14 protein-coding genes and 1 pseudogene are annotated in these 15,008 nt (G+C 61.4%); 8 read left to right on the top strand and 7 right to left on the bottom strand.

Annotated elements, in window-relative coordinates; translation table 11 throughout:
* Positions 1–30: 30 nt before the first annotated feature.
* From HMPREF3056_RS05755 to gluA, 3 genes and pseudogenes are all read right to left on the bottom strand, one after another.
* Positions 31–492: pseudogene (locus HMPREF3056_RS05755) on the bottom strand (amino acid ABC transporter permease); the annotation flags it as partial.
* A 75-nt stretch (positions 493–567) separates the two neighbouring features.
* Positions 568–1,452, bottom strand: coding sequence for a glutamate ABC transporter substrate-binding protein (locus HMPREF3056_RS05760; protein WP_070513069.1), 885 nt, complete (start codon positions 1,450–1,452; stop codon positions 568–570).
* Positions 1,453–1,520: 68 nt separating this feature from the next.
* Positions 1,521–2,249 (bottom strand): glutamate ABC transporter ATP-binding protein GluA, encoded by a 729-nt coding sequence (gene gluA, locus HMPREF3056_RS05765; RefSeq protein ID WP_046649369.1) that lies wholly within the window; start codon positions 2,247–2,249, stop codon positions 1,521–1,523.
* A gap of 138 nt (positions 2,250–2,387) precedes the next feature.
* Here gluA and miaB point away from each other — a divergent pair, with 138 nt between their 5' ends.
* From miaB to HMPREF3056_RS05780, 3 genes are read left to right on the top strand one after another with little or no spacing between them, the layout of a single operon-like run.
* Positions 2,388–3,950 (top strand): tRNA (N6-isopentenyl adenosine(37)-C2)-methylthiotransferase MiaB, encoded by a 1,563-nt coding sequence (miaB, locus tag HMPREF3056_RS05770; protein ID WP_083295550.1) that lies wholly within the window; start codon positions 2,388–2,390, stop codon positions 3,948–3,950.
* Positions 3,951–3,970: 20 nt separating this feature from the next.
* On the top strand, positions 3,971–4,603 hold the full coding sequence (locus tag HMPREF3056_RS05775; protein ID WP_049157551.1) for an Rv2732c family membrane protein: 633 nt from the start codon (positions 3,971–3,973) through the stop codon (positions 4,601–4,603).
* A gap of 28 nt (positions 4,604–4,631) precedes the next feature.
* The gene (locus HMPREF3056_RS05780; RefSeq protein ID WP_070516861.1) at positions 4,632–5,720 is read left to right on the top strand and encodes an alkene reductase; all 1,089 of its coding nucleotides are present in this window, start codon (positions 4,632–4,634) and stop codon (positions 5,718–5,720) included.
* Here the strand turns inward: HMPREF3056_RS05780 and HMPREF3056_RS05785 are convergent.
* Together HMPREF3056_RS05785 and HMPREF3056_RS05790 are read right to left on the bottom strand one after the other, a co-directional pair.
* Positions 5,702–6,778, bottom strand: a complete 1,077-nt coding sequence (locus HMPREF3056_RS05785; protein ID WP_070516863.1) for a GNAT family N-acetyltransferase — start codon at positions 6,776–6,778, stop codon at positions 5,702–5,704. The two genes, HMPREF3056_RS05780 and HMPREF3056_RS05785, sit on opposite strands and share 19 nt — an antisense overlap.
* Positions 6,779–6,791: 13 nt before the next feature.
* Entirely contained in the window at positions 6,792–8,108 is a 1,317-nt protein-coding gene (locus tag HMPREF3056_RS05790; RefSeq protein WP_070754326.1) for a DUF349 domain-containing protein, read from the bottom strand.
* A gap of 131 nt (positions 8,109–8,239) precedes the next feature.
* On the opposite strand from HMPREF3056_RS05790, the gene HMPREF3056_RS05795 reads away from it, so the two are divergent.
* The 3 genes from HMPREF3056_RS05795 to dapF are packed head-to-tail and all read left to right on the top strand — an operon-like array spanning position 8,240 to position 10,646.
* Positions 8,240–8,872, top strand: coding sequence for a hypothetical protein (locus tag HMPREF3056_RS05795; RefSeq protein ID WP_070754327.1), 633 nt, complete (start codon positions 8,240–8,242; stop codon positions 8,870–8,872).
* Positions 8,872–9,798 carry a tRNA (adenosine(37)-N6)-dimethylallyltransferase MiaA gene (miaA, locus tag HMPREF3056_RS05800; protein WP_070754328.1) on the top strand — a complete coding sequence of 309 codons (927 nt, stop codon included), beginning with the start codon at positions 8,872–8,874 and terminating at the stop codon, positions 9,796–9,798. The genes HMPREF3056_RS05795 and miaA overlap by 1 nt, the downstream gene beginning before the upstream one ends.
* Positions 9,799–9,809: 11 nt before the next feature.
* Positions 9,810–10,646 (top strand): diaminopimelate epimerase, encoded by an 837-nt coding sequence (gene dapF, locus HMPREF3056_RS05805; protein ID WP_070754329.1) that lies wholly within the window; start codon positions 9,810–9,812, stop codon positions 10,644–10,646.
* Positions 10,647–10,663: 17 nt separating this feature from the next.
* On the opposite strand, the gene HMPREF3056_RS05810 is transcribed toward dapF, so the two are convergent.
* Complete coding sequence (locus tag HMPREF3056_RS05810) at positions 10,664–11,197, bottom strand: hypothetical protein (protein ID WP_070754330.1); 534 nt, start codon at positions 11,195–11,197, stop codon at positions 10,664–10,666.
* A 21-nt stretch (positions 11,198–11,218) separates the two neighbouring features.
* Positions 11,219–12,001: a hypothetical protein gene (locus HMPREF3056_RS05815; RefSeq protein WP_070754331.1), complete on the bottom strand. Its 783-nt coding sequence runs from the start codon at positions 11,999–12,001 to the stop codon at positions 11,219–11,221.
* Between the two features lie 122 nt (positions 12,002–12,123).
* On the opposite strand from HMPREF3056_RS05815, the gene hflX reads away from it, so the two are divergent.
* Positions 12,124–13,602, top strand: a complete 1,479-nt coding sequence (hflX, locus tag HMPREF3056_RS05820; RefSeq protein ID WP_070679647.1) for a GTPase HflX — start codon at positions 12,124–12,126, stop codon at positions 13,600–13,602.
* A gap of 34 nt (positions 13,603–13,636) precedes the next feature.
* Positions 13,637–14,917 carry a uracil-xanthine permease family protein gene (locus HMPREF3056_RS05825; protein WP_070754332.1) on the top strand — a complete coding sequence of 427 codons (1,281 nt, stop codon included), beginning with the start codon at positions 13,637–13,639 and terminating at the stop codon, positions 14,915–14,917.
* Positions 14,918–15,008: the final 91 nt, after the last annotated feature.

The following is a 15,008-nucleotide window of genomic DNA, read 5'->3' on the forward strand; positions in this document are numbered from 1 at the left end:
CACACCGCTACCATTTCAGTCTTCTGAACATGCCGCACGTACCGCCTGAGGGAAGACGATCGTGCTAAAAGTCTGTGAGAAGCTCAAACCCAGCGAGCGTGCGGCCTCGGCTTGACCGAAGTCCACGGTGTTGATTCCCGAGCGCAAGGATTCCGCAACGAATGCCGAGGTGTACAAGATGAATCCGACGATGGCGAGGCGGAAGTTGTTATCCACTAGGAAGGTCGAAGAGTCCCGGCTAGCAAGCGTGAGCCCTAGGTTCTGGTACAGGCCAAAAGAACAGAACAGGATAATGAGAGTCAAGGGGGTATTGCGCACCGTCGTGATGTACGTCGTGGCAATCCACCGCAGGATTCTTACGGGGGAGACACGCATGGCAGTGAGGATGGTGCCGAGGATCATTGCGCCGATGGCAGACCAGAACGTCAGCTGGATGGTGAGCCAAAAGGCTGGCCATAGTTCGGGGCCTAGTGCGGCCCACATGGATTCCATAGAAATCTCCTACTAACGGGCCTGCGCCGAGGCTGAATGTCCTCGGCGCAGGCTAGGTGGGGGCTAATCGAGCGTTTAGGAGTTGAGGAAGGAGAGGTCACCGACGGTGGCCTCGTCGATGCCCTCGCCCTTGTCCAAGTTCTTGGCTACGAGGTTGTCGAACTCGCCGGAGGAATGAAGCTCTTCCAGGGCCTTGTTGACAGCGTCTGTCGCCTCTTGATCATCCTTCTTCAGACCCGCGCCGTAGTACTCATCGGTGAAGGGCTTGCCGTCCTTCTCCAACTCGACGACCTGGAACTTGCCAGGATTCTGAGCGGCGTAGCCGTTAAGAATCGTCGCGTCGGTAGTCATGGCGTCGACGTTGCCCTGGCTCAGTGCCTCCACACAGGAGGAGTAGGTGTCGTACTCCTGCAGCTGCACGCTGGGCAGAGCTTCCTTCACCTTCTGTGCCGGGGTGGAGCCGGTGACAGAGCACAGGATCTTGCCGTCGAGGCCCTCGAGCCCGCTGATCTCCTTGTTATCAGCCTGGGTAAGAAGCGCTTGGTGGGTGATGAGGTACGGACCAGCGAAATTGACCTTTTCCGCGCGGGAAGCGTTGATGGAGTACGTTGCGGTGATGAGGTCAACCTCGCCGTTTTCGATCAGAGTTTCGCGCTGCGCGGACGGAGTCTCGCGCCACTCGATCTCCGGCTCCTCCCACCCCTTATCCTTGGCAATGTGGTTGACCACGTAGGTGGCAATGTCAACGTCGAGGCCGGTCATAGAACCATCGCCCTCGCGCAGGCCCAGACCCGGTTGGTCGAACTTGGTGCCTAGGGTGACAGAGCCAGACTCGATAGCGCCGAGAAGGCCCTCGCCTCCGCTGGCGGAGTCAGAGGAATCACCACACGCAACGAGCAGAGCGCTGGATGCGGCGATGGCGGCGGCGGTGGCAGTAATGCGGTTGAAAGTGCGGGACATGAGATTCTCCTTGATGAGGTGAGTGGAAAATGAATGAAGGTAGAGAAAAGAGGTGAACTGGTAACCGTTTAGTGCTGCAGGATCTTGCCCAAGAAGTCCTTTGCTCGTTCTGATTGTGGGTTGGTGAAGAAGGATTCCGGGTCGGTGTCCTCGACGATGGCCCCGTCGGCCATGAACAGGATGCGGTCGGCCGCGCGCCTGGCGAAGCCCATCTCGTGGGTCACCACGACCATGGTCATGCCTTCTTTGGCCAAATCCGTCATGACGTCAAGCACCTCGTTGACCATCTCAGGGTCGAGAGCTGAGGTAGGTTCATCGAAGAGCATGACTTTCGGGCGCATAGCCAAGGCACGGGCAATGGCGACACGTTGTTGCTGGCCGCCGGAGAGCTGTGCAGGGTATTTTTCTGATTGATTAGCAATTCCAACGCGGTCAAGCAGTTGCATCGCACGCTCTTCGGCCTCGGACTTCTTCATCCTGCGGACTTTGATAGGCCCCAGAGTGACGTTGTCCTTGATGGTCTTGTGTGGAAAGAGATTGAATTGCTGGAACACCATGCCCACGTCCGCACGCAGCTTGGCTAGCTCGCGTCCCTCTTCAGGAAGGGGAGTGCCGTCGATCGCGATGGAACCCTCGTCGATGGTTTCAAGCCGGTTGATGGTGCGGCACAGGGTGGACTTGCCGGAGCCGGACGGACCGAGAACAACGACGACATCGCCGCGGCCAATCTCCAAGTTGATATCGCGGAGCGCGTGATAGTCACCGAAGTACTTATTGACTCCGTCCATCTTGATCATCGGGCCGGAATGGTCGGTCACATCACACCTCCTTAGATAGAGTGAGCTGAATCATATGTAGAACAATAGGCGTGTGGATAGTGGAGGCGGGGAGGTTTGTGTAACAAATCCATAACTCTTATATGCGGTCGGGGCATTATGAGTAGTGGGGTCGTCCAGTTAGAATGTCCCCACGTGAGCTCCCCCGTAACTAATAACCAGCCCCGCACCTATGAGGTGCGGACCTTTGGCTGCCAGATGAACGTTCATGATTCCGAGCGCATTTCCGGCCTGCTCGAGGAGGCCGGCTACTCGGCGGCGCCGGATGGCGCCGAGCCTGACCTCATCGTATTTAACACCTGCGCCGTGCGCGAGAACGCCGACAAGCGCCTGTACGGCACCCTGGGTGCGCTGAAGAAGACGAAGGAAAACCATCCCGGCATGCAGATCGCGGTTGGCGGCTGCTTGGCGCAGAAGGATAAGGACACCGTCTTGGACCACGCGCCGTGGGTGGATGCGGTTTTCGGAACCCATAACATGGCGGCGCTGCCGGCACTGCTTGAGCGTGCACGTCACAACAATGAAGCGCAGGTGGAAATCGTCGATGCCCTCGAGGCTTTCCCCTCCGTACTGCCGGCAAAACGCGAATCCGCCTATGCTGGGTGGGTCTCGGTCTCTGTGGGCTGTAATAACACCTGTACTTTCTGCATCGTCCCTTCGCTGCGTGGCAAAGAGGAAGACCGCCGCCCCGGCGATATCCTCGCAGAAGTTCAGGCCCTGGTAGATCAAGGCGTGTCCGAAGTGACCCTATTGGGGCAGAACGTCAACGCCTATGGCGTCAACTTCGCGGACCCAGACCTGCCGCGTGATCGCTTCGCCTTTTCCAAGTTGCTGCGCGAGGTAGGCAAGATTGAGGGTCTCGAGCGCTTGCGTTTTACCTCGCCGCACCCGGCCGAGTTCACCTCCGACGTTATTGATGCCATGGCGGAGACATCGGCTGTGTGCCCGCAGCTGCATATGCCGCTGCAGTCTGGATCTGACAAGGTCCTCAAGGACATGCGCCGTTCCTATCGCACGAAAAAGTTCTTGGGGATTCTCGACGAGGTCCGTGAGAAGATGCCACACGCGGCAATTACCACCGACATCATCGTGGGCTTCCCAGGCGAGACCGAGGAGGATTTCGAAGCCACGATGGACGTGGTTCGCCGCGCACGTTTCGCCTCCGCTTTCACTTTCCAGTACTCGCCGCGCCCCGGCACCCCGGCCGCAGAAATGGATAACCAAATCCCCAAGAAAGTTGTGCAGGAGCGCTTCGAGCGCCTCGTCGCCTTGCAGGATTCCATTCAGGCAGAAGAAAACGCCAAGCTTGTCGGCACTGATGTAGAGCTGTTGGTGCAGGCGGAAGGCGGCCGCAAGGCCGCCGAGACCCACCGCCTCACCGGACGCGCGCGTGATGGTCGCCTTGTTCACTTTGCACCAGTCGATGCCGCGGGCAAGGACATCTCTGCGGAGATTCGCCCCGGTGATGTTGTGCACGCTACCGTGACGGATGCAGGCTCCTTTTTCCTGGTGGCTGATTCCGGCGTGAGCGAGCACCGTCGCACGAAGGCCGGCGATATGTCGGCGGCGGGGCAGACGCCCACGACGGCACCGATTGGGGTGGGTCTGGGTCTGCCGGGCGTCGGCAAGCCCAGTGCTCCTGCCGATTCCTGCGGCTGCTAAAAGGGGGTAGGCTCCGTTTTATGAGTGATGACTTAAAGTCCGTTCACGATGCCGTTGCTGCTGAGAAGCGCGCAGCGCAGACTCTCGAATTGGGAAAGCATAAATATGCGCTCATCGTGGCCGTCGTGGCGTGGGTTGCTTACTTGGTTTTGCCCTATGCCGGTGATGCCCGCGGCTGGGAAGCTCTCTTCGTCGGTGGAACGGCCGAGGGCGTGCGTATCTCCCTCATGGAAACCGTCAGCGCATGGCTAGCGCTGGGTGGAGTGGGGATCTTAACCACCGCCACGATTATCACTCGCCGGACCAAGCTGGCTCTCGTAGCGTGGATGATGACGACGATCTCTTTCTTCGCTAACCTGTGGGGATTTTGGTACAGGGACAGCGCCTCGGATGGCGCTGCCATAGGTATGTACGTGGGCGTCTTCTCAACGTTGGTCGCCTTTCTTGTGTACTGCCAGGTAGCACTGCGCCGCAGTCCTGAGCAGTTGGCCGCCGCAGAACGCGTGCGGGAAGTCGCCGGCCAGCTCGATCACGTGGGAGTCCTGCAGACCGAAGCCGCTACCGAGCTGCCGGCAGAACAGAATCCGCTGCTTATCGACGACCGCCGCTCCCGCGCGGCCTCCCGCCACCGGCGCCAGCAGGACGAGGAATAAGCGCTACGAGATTCGTGTTGTGGAGTGCATGACTACACTCTTCGACTCACTTGAAATGGGACGACTGACCCTGCCAAACCGCGTGACCATGGCAGCGTTGACCCGCTCACGGGCAGGTCGCGATGGCGTCCCCACGCATTTGCACGAGACGTACTACACGCAGCGCGCTTCCATGGGTCTTATCGTGACGGAGGGCGTATTCCCCGCAGTGACCAGCCGCGCTTTCCCTGGCCAGCCCGGTATCGAAACTCCAGAACAGATTTCCGGCTGGCGGCGAGTGGCCGATTCCGTCCACGAAGCTGGCGGACGCATTTTCATGCAGATGATGAACGGCGGGCGCCTTTCTCATGCCAGCCTCCTCGAGGGTGCAGAACCGGTGGCACCCTCTGCGCTGGCATCGGGCACTGCGGTCCGAGATTTCGAATCCCGCAAGGAGTGCCCGGTGCCCCGCGCTCTCGACATCGAGGAGCTACCGCGCATTGTCGATGAGTTCCGCCAAGCTGCCCGCAATGCCATCGATGCGGGGATGGATGGCGTGGAGCTTCATGGTGCGAACGGTTATCTGCTGCACCAGTTCCTTTCTCCGAGCTCGAATCACCGAGAGGATGCCTACGGCGGAACCCCGGAGAAGCGCTACCGCCTGGTAGTAGAGATCCTGCGTGCCGTGGCGAAGGAGATCGGAGCCGACCGCGTAGCGCTGCGCCTGTCCCCGCAGCACAATATTCAGGGCATTGAGGAAACCGACGCTGCGGATGTGCGTGCCACCTATGGTAGGTTGCTGCGCGCTGTCGCAGACCTTGGTTTGGCCTACGTCTCCTTCCTGCATGCAGCGCCTACGGGTGAGCTCATTACTGAGCTGAGCGCCGAAGCGCGTGCTAACGGGCGTACCCGTGTCATCCTGAATTCGGGGTTTGGACAGGTGACCCAGCGCGCGGAAGCCGAGGAACTAGTACACCACGGTGATGCCGTGGCCGTGGGCCGGTTGGCCATCTCCAACCCGGATCTCGTTCGCCGCTGGCAGGAGGAGCTTCCTGTCACTGCGCCGGATGAGGCCACGTTCTATACGGGTGGAGCGCACGGCTACACCGATTACCCGTTCTATACGGTTAGCTCGTAGGCACTGCTCGCCGAGATGACGTGCGCGCCGAGACGCGCGTAGAGCGCATTCATCGCCGGATCCGCCTGGGCAACTGAGCAGTAAGCCCGGCGGACGTCGGGCCAGTGGTGCGCCACTGCGTACTGGGCATGCTGCTTGGCGCGTGTAGCCAAGCCACGCCGGCGCTGTTCGCGGTCTGTCACGGTAAGAGTCCACTCGCATACCTCAGGGTCCGCATCGCCGTGGCGGGAGAGTTCAGTAAGTGCGACGACGCGTCCCTGTTCGACAATGCCGACGAGGAGCGTATGTGCTTTGCGGGAGCGCAGCCGTGCGTGCGCTTCATTCAGGCGCTGTCGTGTCCACACGATGGGCTCGACGCTTAAGTCACCGTAGACCGCGTCGGTGGAGGCTAGGGTGAGCAGGTGCAGGACATCATCAAGCAGCTCCTCCGGGATGTCGTAGTCGGGCCACACCTGTGCACCAACAACTGGGGGAGTGGGGGCAATCTCGACGAACATCTGGCGCTCGGCGTGCTTGCAATGAAACCCGAGCTCAAGGTAAGCCTGCGACATCGGGTCATAGGTATGGTCCGCGTCTGGCGGGTACAGCATGCCAACCTGGGCAGTCGTGCGGCCCAGCTGGCGGGTAAGCCGGAGTGCCTCGCGGGCGAGGGATCGGGTAACGTCGAGAGCCTCTGGCTCTAGTTCCTCCCCAGGCAGGGGCAGGAGATCCGCGGCGAGGACGCATTCGATATCGGCGTTCTCCGTTTCTTCCAAGAGCGGAAGGGAGATGTGGATGAAGCCATCGAAATCGATTTCGGGGCTGGGCTCTGCCGCTGAGATAACGGGTAGACCCAGCTCACCAGCCCGCCCCAAGGCGGAGTCAGTCAGCCCAAAGAGATAGGTGCGAGACTCTGTGGAGCCTTGCAGGCGCTGAAGCACACGGCGCGGGGAACCGCTGGCAGCGGGATCGCCACTGGCCTCTTGGGCGGCGAGGTTGGCGTCGAAAACGAAGCTGCGCAGGCAATCCGCCGGCTCAGCTGAGGCCGAACCCGGCGGCGCGACAATCTGAACGAACACTCAGACTAGGGTGCTACTTGTCGTTGACAGCAGCCGCTGCGGCATCGGCGAATTCCTGCCACTGTTTGGCCTGGGCACGCAGATCTTCCGCCTTCTTGGTGTTGCCCTTGGCCTCGGCAGCTTCTGCCTGCGCGGTGAAATCATCGACCTTGGACTGGAACTGGGCCACGCGGGCCTGGGCCTCTGGGTCCGTCCGGCGCCATTGTGAATCCTCGGCGTCACTCACGCGCTTTTCCAGCGCCGAGATCTTGGCCTCGTACTCGCGCACCTGGTTGCGCGGAACGAAACCGATCTCCTCCCACTTTTCCTGCAGCTCCCGCAGCTTGGCTTTCGCCGAGTCGATCGACTTGGTGGGATCAATCAGGGAGTCATATTCCGCAATGAGCGCATCCTTGGCGGCGGCGTTCTCTGCGAACTGCTTGTCCCGCTCGTCATTAACGGCGTTGCGGGCGTTGAAGAAGTGATCCTGGGCGGCGCGGAAACGGGCCCAGAGCTTGTCGTCGATCTCACGAGGGGCACGGCCCGCAGCCTTCCACTCCGTCATGAGATCACGGTACGCGCGCGCCGTTTCGCCCCAGTTGGTGGAGTCCTTAATAGCTTCTGCGCGCTCTACCAGCTCTTCCTTCTTGGCGCGGGCGGCCGCGCGGTTGCGATCCAGTTCGGCGAAGTGGGAGCCGCGGCGGCGGTTGAAGGAGTCACGGGCGCGAGAGTAGCGCTTCCACAGGGCATCATCCGTCTGGCGGTCGATGCCACGGATCTGCTTCCATTCCTCCAAGATGGCACGGATACGGTCACCGGCGGCCTTCCACTCCGTCGAGTTGGCGGCGATGTCCTCGGCCTCGGCAGCGAGCTTTTCCTTTTTAGCAATGGCTTCTTCGCGGCGACGAGCCTTGTCAGCCTGTGCTTGCTCACCGGCTTCTACGGAGTGCTCGATGATAGTGGCTAGGCGCTTGTCAAGTGCCGCGATATCACCAATTACTGCCTGTGTAGGTAGGGACTCTCGCAGTTCCGCAGCAGTCGCCTTGATCGACGCAGCATCGCCCGGATGGGCTGTGAGGCGGGATTCTAGCAGTTCGATCTCGGTGGACAGATCGTCATAGCGTGCACCAAAGTGCGCCAAGCCCTCTTCCGGGGTGCCGGCCTGCCACTCGCCGATTTTGCGTTCGCCTTCGGGGGCCTTGACGAATACCGATCCATCAGCATCAACGCGGCCCCACTGGGCCGGATTGTTTTTTGCGGGCTGCACGGGACGTGCTGCCGGAGCAGAGGAAGACGGGCCGGGACGAGCGCCCTTGCGAGGCATGGCTCCAGGGGAAGGAATAGCGGACATGCTAAGAAACCACCTTCGGTATTATCGCGCCGCGCGACACGGCTGCCAGAACTTATGTGACACAACACTACCGTTTCCGCCGCGCAGCCGCGTGTTAACCCCGAAAAACTAACCTTATAGGATGGGAGTTGATGCAAAATCTCATGGTTATGCCAGCCTCACCGGCCTTGGCGGAAGAATTGTCACCGAGCGATGACGCTTCGCGCGCGCTCCTTAGCGCCGCCTGCGAGCTCACACGTGATGCCGCACGCGTCAACGGTAGTGCACCGCTCAAGGTCGACATCGTGGGATCGCGCGATGCGCGCTGGCGTACCGAGCACACAGGAAGCTTGAGAGCGTGGGGCGCACCCCAGGTCGACGTCGGCGGCGGGAACTACCTGCCCGAAATCATGGCCCGCTACGTACTCACTAGCGCGCTCGGGGCAGAAAGCAGTCACCACGCCTTCACGGTGGAAGACTCCCGCGCCTCCCTAGGGGAAGTGCGTTCCGGACGGTTCACAATAGTGTGCGTTGATGGCTCTGCAGGCTTGACAGAGCGCGCGCCGCTCGCCCTCGTCGAGGGTGCGCGGGACACTCACCTGTGGTGCGAGAGCGTGCTGGCCGGCGCGGAGGAAGACTGTGACGAAGAGCTGCTCCATTCGACGGGAGTGCTCGAAACGGCACTGTGGGCACAGCTGGCAGGCGTGCATCCACGGCACGCAGAACTCCGGGCAGCAGATTCGACGTTGGGCGTGGGCCGCTATGTGGCGGGGTGGCAGTGCTAATGCCTAAGACTCTCAGCAGCGGCCCAACCCCGATTGCCGTCGTAGGGCCGACGGCCTCCGGAAAATCAGCACTCGGAGTCGCCTTGGCGCACGAGCTCGACGGGGAAGTAGTCAACGTCGATTCGATGCAGCTTTACCGGGGCATGGACATTGGCACGGCCAAGCTGACGATGGAGGAGCGCGAAGGTATCCCGCACCACCAGCTCGATGTGTGGGACGTGACGGAAACGGCGTCAGTAGCCCGCTACCAGTCCTCCGCCATCGCGGATATAGACAGCATTCGTGCCCGTGGCAAGACCCCGATCCTCGTCGGTGGATCCATGCTCTACGTCCAATCGCTCGTGGACAATTGGCAATTCCCACCCACTGATGCGCAGGTGCGCGCTCGCTGGGAAGCCCGGCGTCAAGAGATCGGCACCGATGCCTTGCACGCAGAACTTGCCAGCGTGGACCCGGCAGCCGCAGCCATCATCGAAGACAAGGACCCACGCCGTACCGTGCGCGCGCTGGAGGTCATTGAGCTCACGGGCAAGCCGTTCAAGGCCAGCCAGCCGCCGAAGAACGCACCGCCCCGGTGGGGGACAAGAATCCTTGGGCTGCGCACGGAATCCAGTTGGCTGAATCCGCGAATCGAGCTGCGCAGTCGTCTCATGTTCGACAAGGGGTTGGTCGAAGAGGTCGAGAACCTTCAGGCGCACGGCCTGAAGGCTGACTCGACGGCGGGGCGGGCCATCGGTTATGCCCAAGTCCTCCAAGCCCAGCGTGGAGAGCTCACCTGGGAAGAAGCGGTGGAGCGTACCATCACTGGAACCCGTCGTTATGTGCGTCGCCAGCGTGCCTGGTTTAACCGGGATAAGCGCATCTACTGGCTGGATGCCGCGGCTGATACGACAACGCAGGCTTTGCGTGTCCTCGAAGGGCGTTAGACTCTACAGCTATGAAGTTTGCTAAAGGCCATGGAACTGAAAACGACTTCGTCATTGTGGAAGGAGCCGAGCCGCTACCGCCGGAAAAGGTAGTGGCACTGTGTGATCGCCGCGCCGGGATCGGCGCCGACGGCGTCTTGCGCGTCATACGTGCAGGTGACTTGCTCGCCTCTGGAGAAATCGATGAGCTCGCGCCGGGTATTAACACCGATGACTGGTTCATGGACTACCGCAACGCGGACGGCTCGGTGGCGGAAATGTGCGGCAATGGTACCCGCGTTTTCGCGCATTGGGTGCGCTCCCGTGGGCTGGTGGACACCGATACTTTCACCGTCGGCACGCGCGCTGGGGCCAAGCAGGTCACCGTCCACTCCTTCAACGAGACTGAAGCCGAAGTCAGCGTGGAGATGGGGCCAGCACAGGTACTCGGTGTCTCCACCGCCTCGATGGCAGGAGAGAGCTTCGCCGGGCTCGGGGTAGACATGGGGAACCCACACCTAGCGGCCGTTATCCCGGGACTGACCGCGGAGGATTTGGCGGCGAAGCGCCTTGAGCAGCCCGTCTTCGATACTGACTTCTTCCCGGCAGGCGTCAACGTGGAGCTGGTTACTCCGCTGCACGATGGCGTGATTCACATGCGCGTCTTCGAGCGCGGCTCAGGGGAGACACGTTCGTGCGGTACCGGAACGGTGGCCGCAGCGTGCGCCGCGCTTGCCGACGCCTCCCACACCACCGGCCGCGTCCGCGTCATCGTCCCCGGCGGCGAGGTCCAGGTAGAAATCACTGAGGACGGTTCCACACTGACGGGGCCTTCGCGCATCGTAGCCACAGGCGAAACCTCACTATAGGGTTTTCGGGACGGCGTTTAGCGTCCGTCCCCCTTTTTGTAGTTGGTCCCTAGCGCCAAGGCGGCGCGGCGGGCAGCGAGCCACGACTCCTTGAGCTCGGCGGCCCGATCATCCGCCACCTTGAGCAAGGATTCGAGTTCGCTGGTGCCAGCATCTGGCGAGTTAACCCGTGCGTCGAGGCGGCGCAAGAAACGCTGCGCGCCATGCATTTCATAGTGGAACGCTTCGATAGCGGGGTTCGTGCAGTCGACGTCGGCAAGCGCCGGGCGGTGTAGCGTGCGGTCCGCCAGTGCTTCAGCGTCGTCGCTCGTAGCAAACGTGGCGTAGTCCTCGAGGACTCCCGTGATCTCTTCCACCGTGAGCGCAATGGAAGCCCGCAGCGCCGCATGTTCCGAGGCATCGGGGCGGGCGCCGACAAACAGCCATAGCGCCCCGCAGATAAAGATGGCGAGAATAACTCCCGGCAGCTTCAGCGTCAGAACCAGTACCGTAGCGGTAACCCCGGCAAGGAGCAGGGCAAAACCCTGACGCTGAGATGCGGAAAAACTCATGCTTACGACTCTACGGTATGCCTAGTGGCCGCCGCAGCCCCCAGAGCCGCAGGCGCAGCCGCCCTCGCCGCCACAGCCGCCGGTGGGTAGCGCGATAGAGGCGGTCAGCATCGCCGAACCCGCAAGCACGGAATCCTTCGGCGGCAATTCGCCAAAGCTCTCCGGCAGACACAGATCGAAGGGGAAGGTGCCATCCATGACGAGGTGCATGAAGCGCTCACCGGTGAGCTGGTTGTGGCGCCACTCGGACTCCATAACCCGAGCGGAAAAAGTGCAGCCCGGGGTAGGGGATTCGGCGCCGGAACCGGCCGCAACAACTGCCGCACCGGTGGATTCAAACGTGGCTGGGTAGGTCCCCTTCTCGGCTTCGTAGGCATCTGCGTTGTCGAACGCGGTGACATCGAGACCCATCGCAGTAAGCTCTACCTGCTGCCACTGCTGGGTGTCCTCATCAGCCAAGAGCGGGCCCTGCGCCAAGTTCGCCGTCGCTTGCGCGAGAACGTTTCCGAAAGGATCGATGATGTCCAGGTAAGCCAAGACATCGTTGATCATAGAGACGTGGGCGAAGCCTTGGGTGACGCCCTCAAACCCAATGAAGGTGGCGAAAGGTTCGACGGCAAGGATATTGAGTTGCGCCCCGGAAGGATCCGAGAACTGAATGAGTTGTCCTCCGCGAACCTCCCCCGTGACTGCCAGCAGGTTGGTCGAAATGGCTGCTTCGACGGCGTCCTGCCAGCGCTCGTAGTTGAGGCCAATGGCCTGCATCTCTGGGTGAGTGGTCTCTTTGACGGTCATGCGGCCCATTGTATCTGGCGCCGCGATGACTCAAAAATGTTGTCGGTGAGCCTTGCCGCCGGGATCGGCACAAGGTCGTGTGCAACGGAGATTCCCTGTTAAGAGGCGTGACGTGCAAGAATAGAAAGCATATGACAAAAGAAACCCATGATGATCTCCTCGCGCAGGCTTTTGGTGAGCCCGCGCCCACCTCACCGGAGCCGACTACCGGTGATCTCGACCTAGCTGAGCGCAACGCCTTCCGCCGGGTAACCCGCGAGACCACCATTCGCGCAGAAGACACCACCGACGGCTACGAAGTGGAGTACCGCAAGCTGCGCCTTGAACAAGTAGTCCTCGTAGGAGTGTGGACTGAAGGCACCGTGGCCGAGGTTGAGGCCACGATGTCGGAGCTCGCGGCGCTCACGGAAACCGCGGGAGCCGAAGTAGTAGAAGCCCTGTATCAGAAGCGAGATAAGCCGGACCCGGGTACCTATATCGGCTCCGGCAAAGTGAACGAGCTCAAGGATATCGTGGCTGCCACTGGCGCGGATACCGTGGTGTGCGACGGCGAGCTAACCCCCGGCCAGCTCTCTGCCTTGGAACGCGCTCTCAACACCAAAGTTATCGACCGCACCATGCTCATCTTGGATATTTTTGCGCAGCACGCCAAGTCCAAGGAAGGCAAAGCCCAAGTTTCGCTCGCGCAGTTGGAATATCTTTATACGCATACCCGTGGTTGGGGCGGCAACCTCTCGCGCCAGGCGGGCGGCCGTGCTGGTTCCAACGGCGGCGTCGGTCTGCGCGGCCCCGGTGAAACCAAGATTGAGACGGACCGTCGGCGTATCCGCACGCAGATGGCGCTGCTGCGGAAGGAGCTTAAGGCGATGAAGACGGCGCGTGAGATTAAGCGCTCGCGCCGTGCGTCATCGACGATCCCGCAGATTGCGATCGCCGGCTACACCAACGCTGGTAAGTCTTCGCTCATCAACGCAATGACGGGCGCTGGCGTGCTGGTGGAGGATGCGCTGTTCGCTACCTTGGACCCCACCACCCGGCGCGCCGAGCTTGCTGATGGCCGCCAGGTCGTCTTCACCGATACCGTTGGTTTCGTCCGCCACCTTCCCACACAGTTGGTGGAGGCCTTCAAGTCCACCTTGGAGGAGGTCCTCGCAGCAGACTTGATGCTGCACGTCGTGGACGGCTCAGATCCCTTCCCGCTGAAGCAAATTGAGGCGGTTAATGCGGTCATCTATGACATCGTGAAGGAAACCGGCGAGGAGGCCCCGCCGGAGATCATCGTCATCAACAAGATAGACCAGGCCGATCCGCTGGTGCTGGCGGAGCTTCGCCACGCCCTCGACCGTGACAACGTGGTGTATGTCTCCGCCAAGACGGGGGAGGGCATCGAGGAGCTCACCACGCGCGTGGAGCTCTTCCTCAATTCTCAGGACGAGCATGTGCAGTTGCTCATTCCGTTTACTCGCGGGGACGTGGTCGATCGCATCCATACTCAGGGTACGGTGCGCAGCGAGGAGTACACGGGGGAGGGCACGCTTGTCGACGTCCGCCTGCCCGCCTCCATCGCCGCCGAACTCAGCGAATTTCGCGTGATTGGTGAGGACGCTTAGGTTTCGGTGCTCGCGTGAGCCATAATTATGGTTCGTGAGTAATTTTGGCTGGGCCGTCCACGGGGACGGAAAAACGATTAAGCCGGGCGCGGTTGTCGCACCCGAAGAACGATTGAGCTGGGGCCGCACTATCGGCATCGGCATGCAGCACGTGGTGGCCATGTTCGGCGCGACCCTGCTGGTGCCCACCCTGACCGGATTCCCGGTCAATACCACGCTGCTGTTTTCAGGCTTGGGAACAATCCTATTCCTCCTGATTACCCGCAACCGCCTGCCTTCCTACCTGGGCTCCTCCTTCGCGTTCATTGCACCGCTGAGCGCCTCCCAGCAGTATGGCATTGGCGCGCAGGCAGGTTCTGTCTTAGTAACTGGCCTGGTCTTGGTAGCCATTGGTTTCGCGGTGAAGGCAGCGGGCCGCAAGGTTCTTGACGCCGTCATGCCGCCGGCCGTAACCGGCGCCATTGTGGCACTGATCGGCCTTAACTTGGCACCCAATGCTGCCAGCAATTATTCGAGCCAGCCTCTAGTTGCCACGGTGACGCTGGCGGTCATCATCCTGGCCACCGTGGCCGGTCGCGGCATGGTTTCGCGTCTGTCGATTCTTATCGGTGTCGTCGTCGGCTGGGCTTTCGCGGCGGCCACGGGCAACCTGGGCGAGGGGGCCGTGGAGTCCATCCGCGAAGCAGCCTGGATTGGCTTCCCGCAGTTCCATGCGCCGGAGTTTCACGTCTCCGCCATCGCGGCAGCACTTCCAGTGCTGGTGGTGCTGATTGCGGAAAACGTCGGTCACGTTAAGGCGGTCTCGGAGATGACTAAGCGCGATCTCGATGATTTAGCCGGCGACGCCCTCATCGCCGACGGCCTCGCCACCTCCTTAGCCGGTGGGTTCGGCGGCTCCGGTACAACGACCTATGCGGAGAATATCGGCGTCATGGCCGCGACCCGCGTCTACTCCACGGCCGCCTACTGGGTCGCTGCTGTCACAGCCATAGCTCTGGCCTTCATCCCGAAGTTCGGCGCGCTCATCTTCACCATTCCCACCGGCGTGCTGGGCGGCGCTTGCATCGTCCTCTACGGCCTCATCGGCATGCTCGGCGTGCGCATCTGGATGGACAACAAGGTCAACTTCAACAACCCGGTCAACCTCACTGCGGCGGCGGTGGCGCTCATCGCGGGCATTGGCAACCTCACCCTCGACGTCTTCGGCGTGACGCTTGAGGGCATTGCCTGGGGCTCTGTCGGCATAATCGTGCTCTACCCGGTGATGAAGAAGCTCTATAGCACCATCGGTGAGGGCCGCGGCGCGAAGTACTAGAGGCGCTTCCGCCGACTAGCGAGGATAAGGGACCGGAGTAAAGGCACCATCTGGGGGCTTTCCCTTATTGCCAATGGAGTTGTGAACATCC

It is taken from the genome of Corynebacterium sp. HMSC056F09, assembly GCF_001815785.1.
GTDB lineage: Bacteria > Actinomycetota > Actinomycetes > Mycobacteriales > Mycobacteriaceae > Corynebacterium > Corynebacterium hiratae.

What these genes read in the sequence shown, in the direction of transcription:
- HMPREF3056_RS05780 (WP_070516861.1), top strand. Translation starts at nt 4,632, where the DNA reads ATGACTACACTCTTCGACTCACTTGAAATGGGACGACTGACCCTGCCA.
- HMPREF3056_RS05815 (WP_070754331.1), bottom strand. Translation starts at nt 12,001, where the DNA reads ATGGGCCGCATGACCGTCAAAGAGACCACTCACCCAGAGATGCAGGCC.
- HMPREF3056_RS05775 (WP_049157551.1), top strand. Translation starts at nt 3,971, where the DNA reads ATGAGTGATGACTTAAAGTCCGTTCACGATGCCGTTGCTGCTGAGAAG.
- HMPREF3056_RS05790 (WP_070754326.1), bottom strand. Translation starts at nt 8,108, where the DNA reads ATGTCCGCTATTCCTTCCCCTGGAGCCATGCCTCGCAAGGGCGCTCGT.
- HMPREF3056_RS05810 (WP_070754330.1), bottom strand. Translation starts at nt 11,197, where the DNA reads ATGAGTTTTTCCGCATCTCAGCGTCAGGGTTTTGCCCTGCTCCTTGCC.
- HMPREF3056_RS05760 (WP_070513069.1), bottom strand. Translation starts at nt 1,452, where the DNA reads ATGTCCCGCACTTTCAACCGCATTACTGCCACCGCCGCCGCCATCGCC.
- hflX (WP_070679647.1), top strand. Translation starts at nt 12,124, where the DNA reads ATGACAAAAGAAACCCATGATGATCTCCTCGCGCAGGCTTTTGGTGAG.
- miaB (WP_083295550.1), top strand. Translation starts at nt 2,388, where the DNA reads ATGAGTAGTGGGGTCGTCCAGTTAGAATGTCCCCACGTGAGCTCCCCC.
- miaA (WP_070754328.1), top strand. Translation starts at nt 8,872, where the DNA reads ATGCCTAAGACTCTCAGCAGCGGCCCAACCCCGATTGCCGTCGTAGGG.
- dapF (WP_070754329.1), top strand. Translation starts at nt 9,810, where the DNA reads ATGAAGTTTGCTAAAGGCCATGGAACTGAAAACGACTTCGTCATTGTG.
- HMPREF3056_RS05795 (WP_070754327.1), top strand. Translation starts at nt 8,240, where the DNA reads ATGCAAAATCTCATGGTTATGCCAGCCTCACCGGCCTTGGCGGAAGAA.
- gluA (WP_046649369.1), bottom strand. Translation starts at nt 2,249, where the DNA reads ATGATCAAGATGGACGGAGTCAATAAGTACTTCGGTGACTATCACGCG.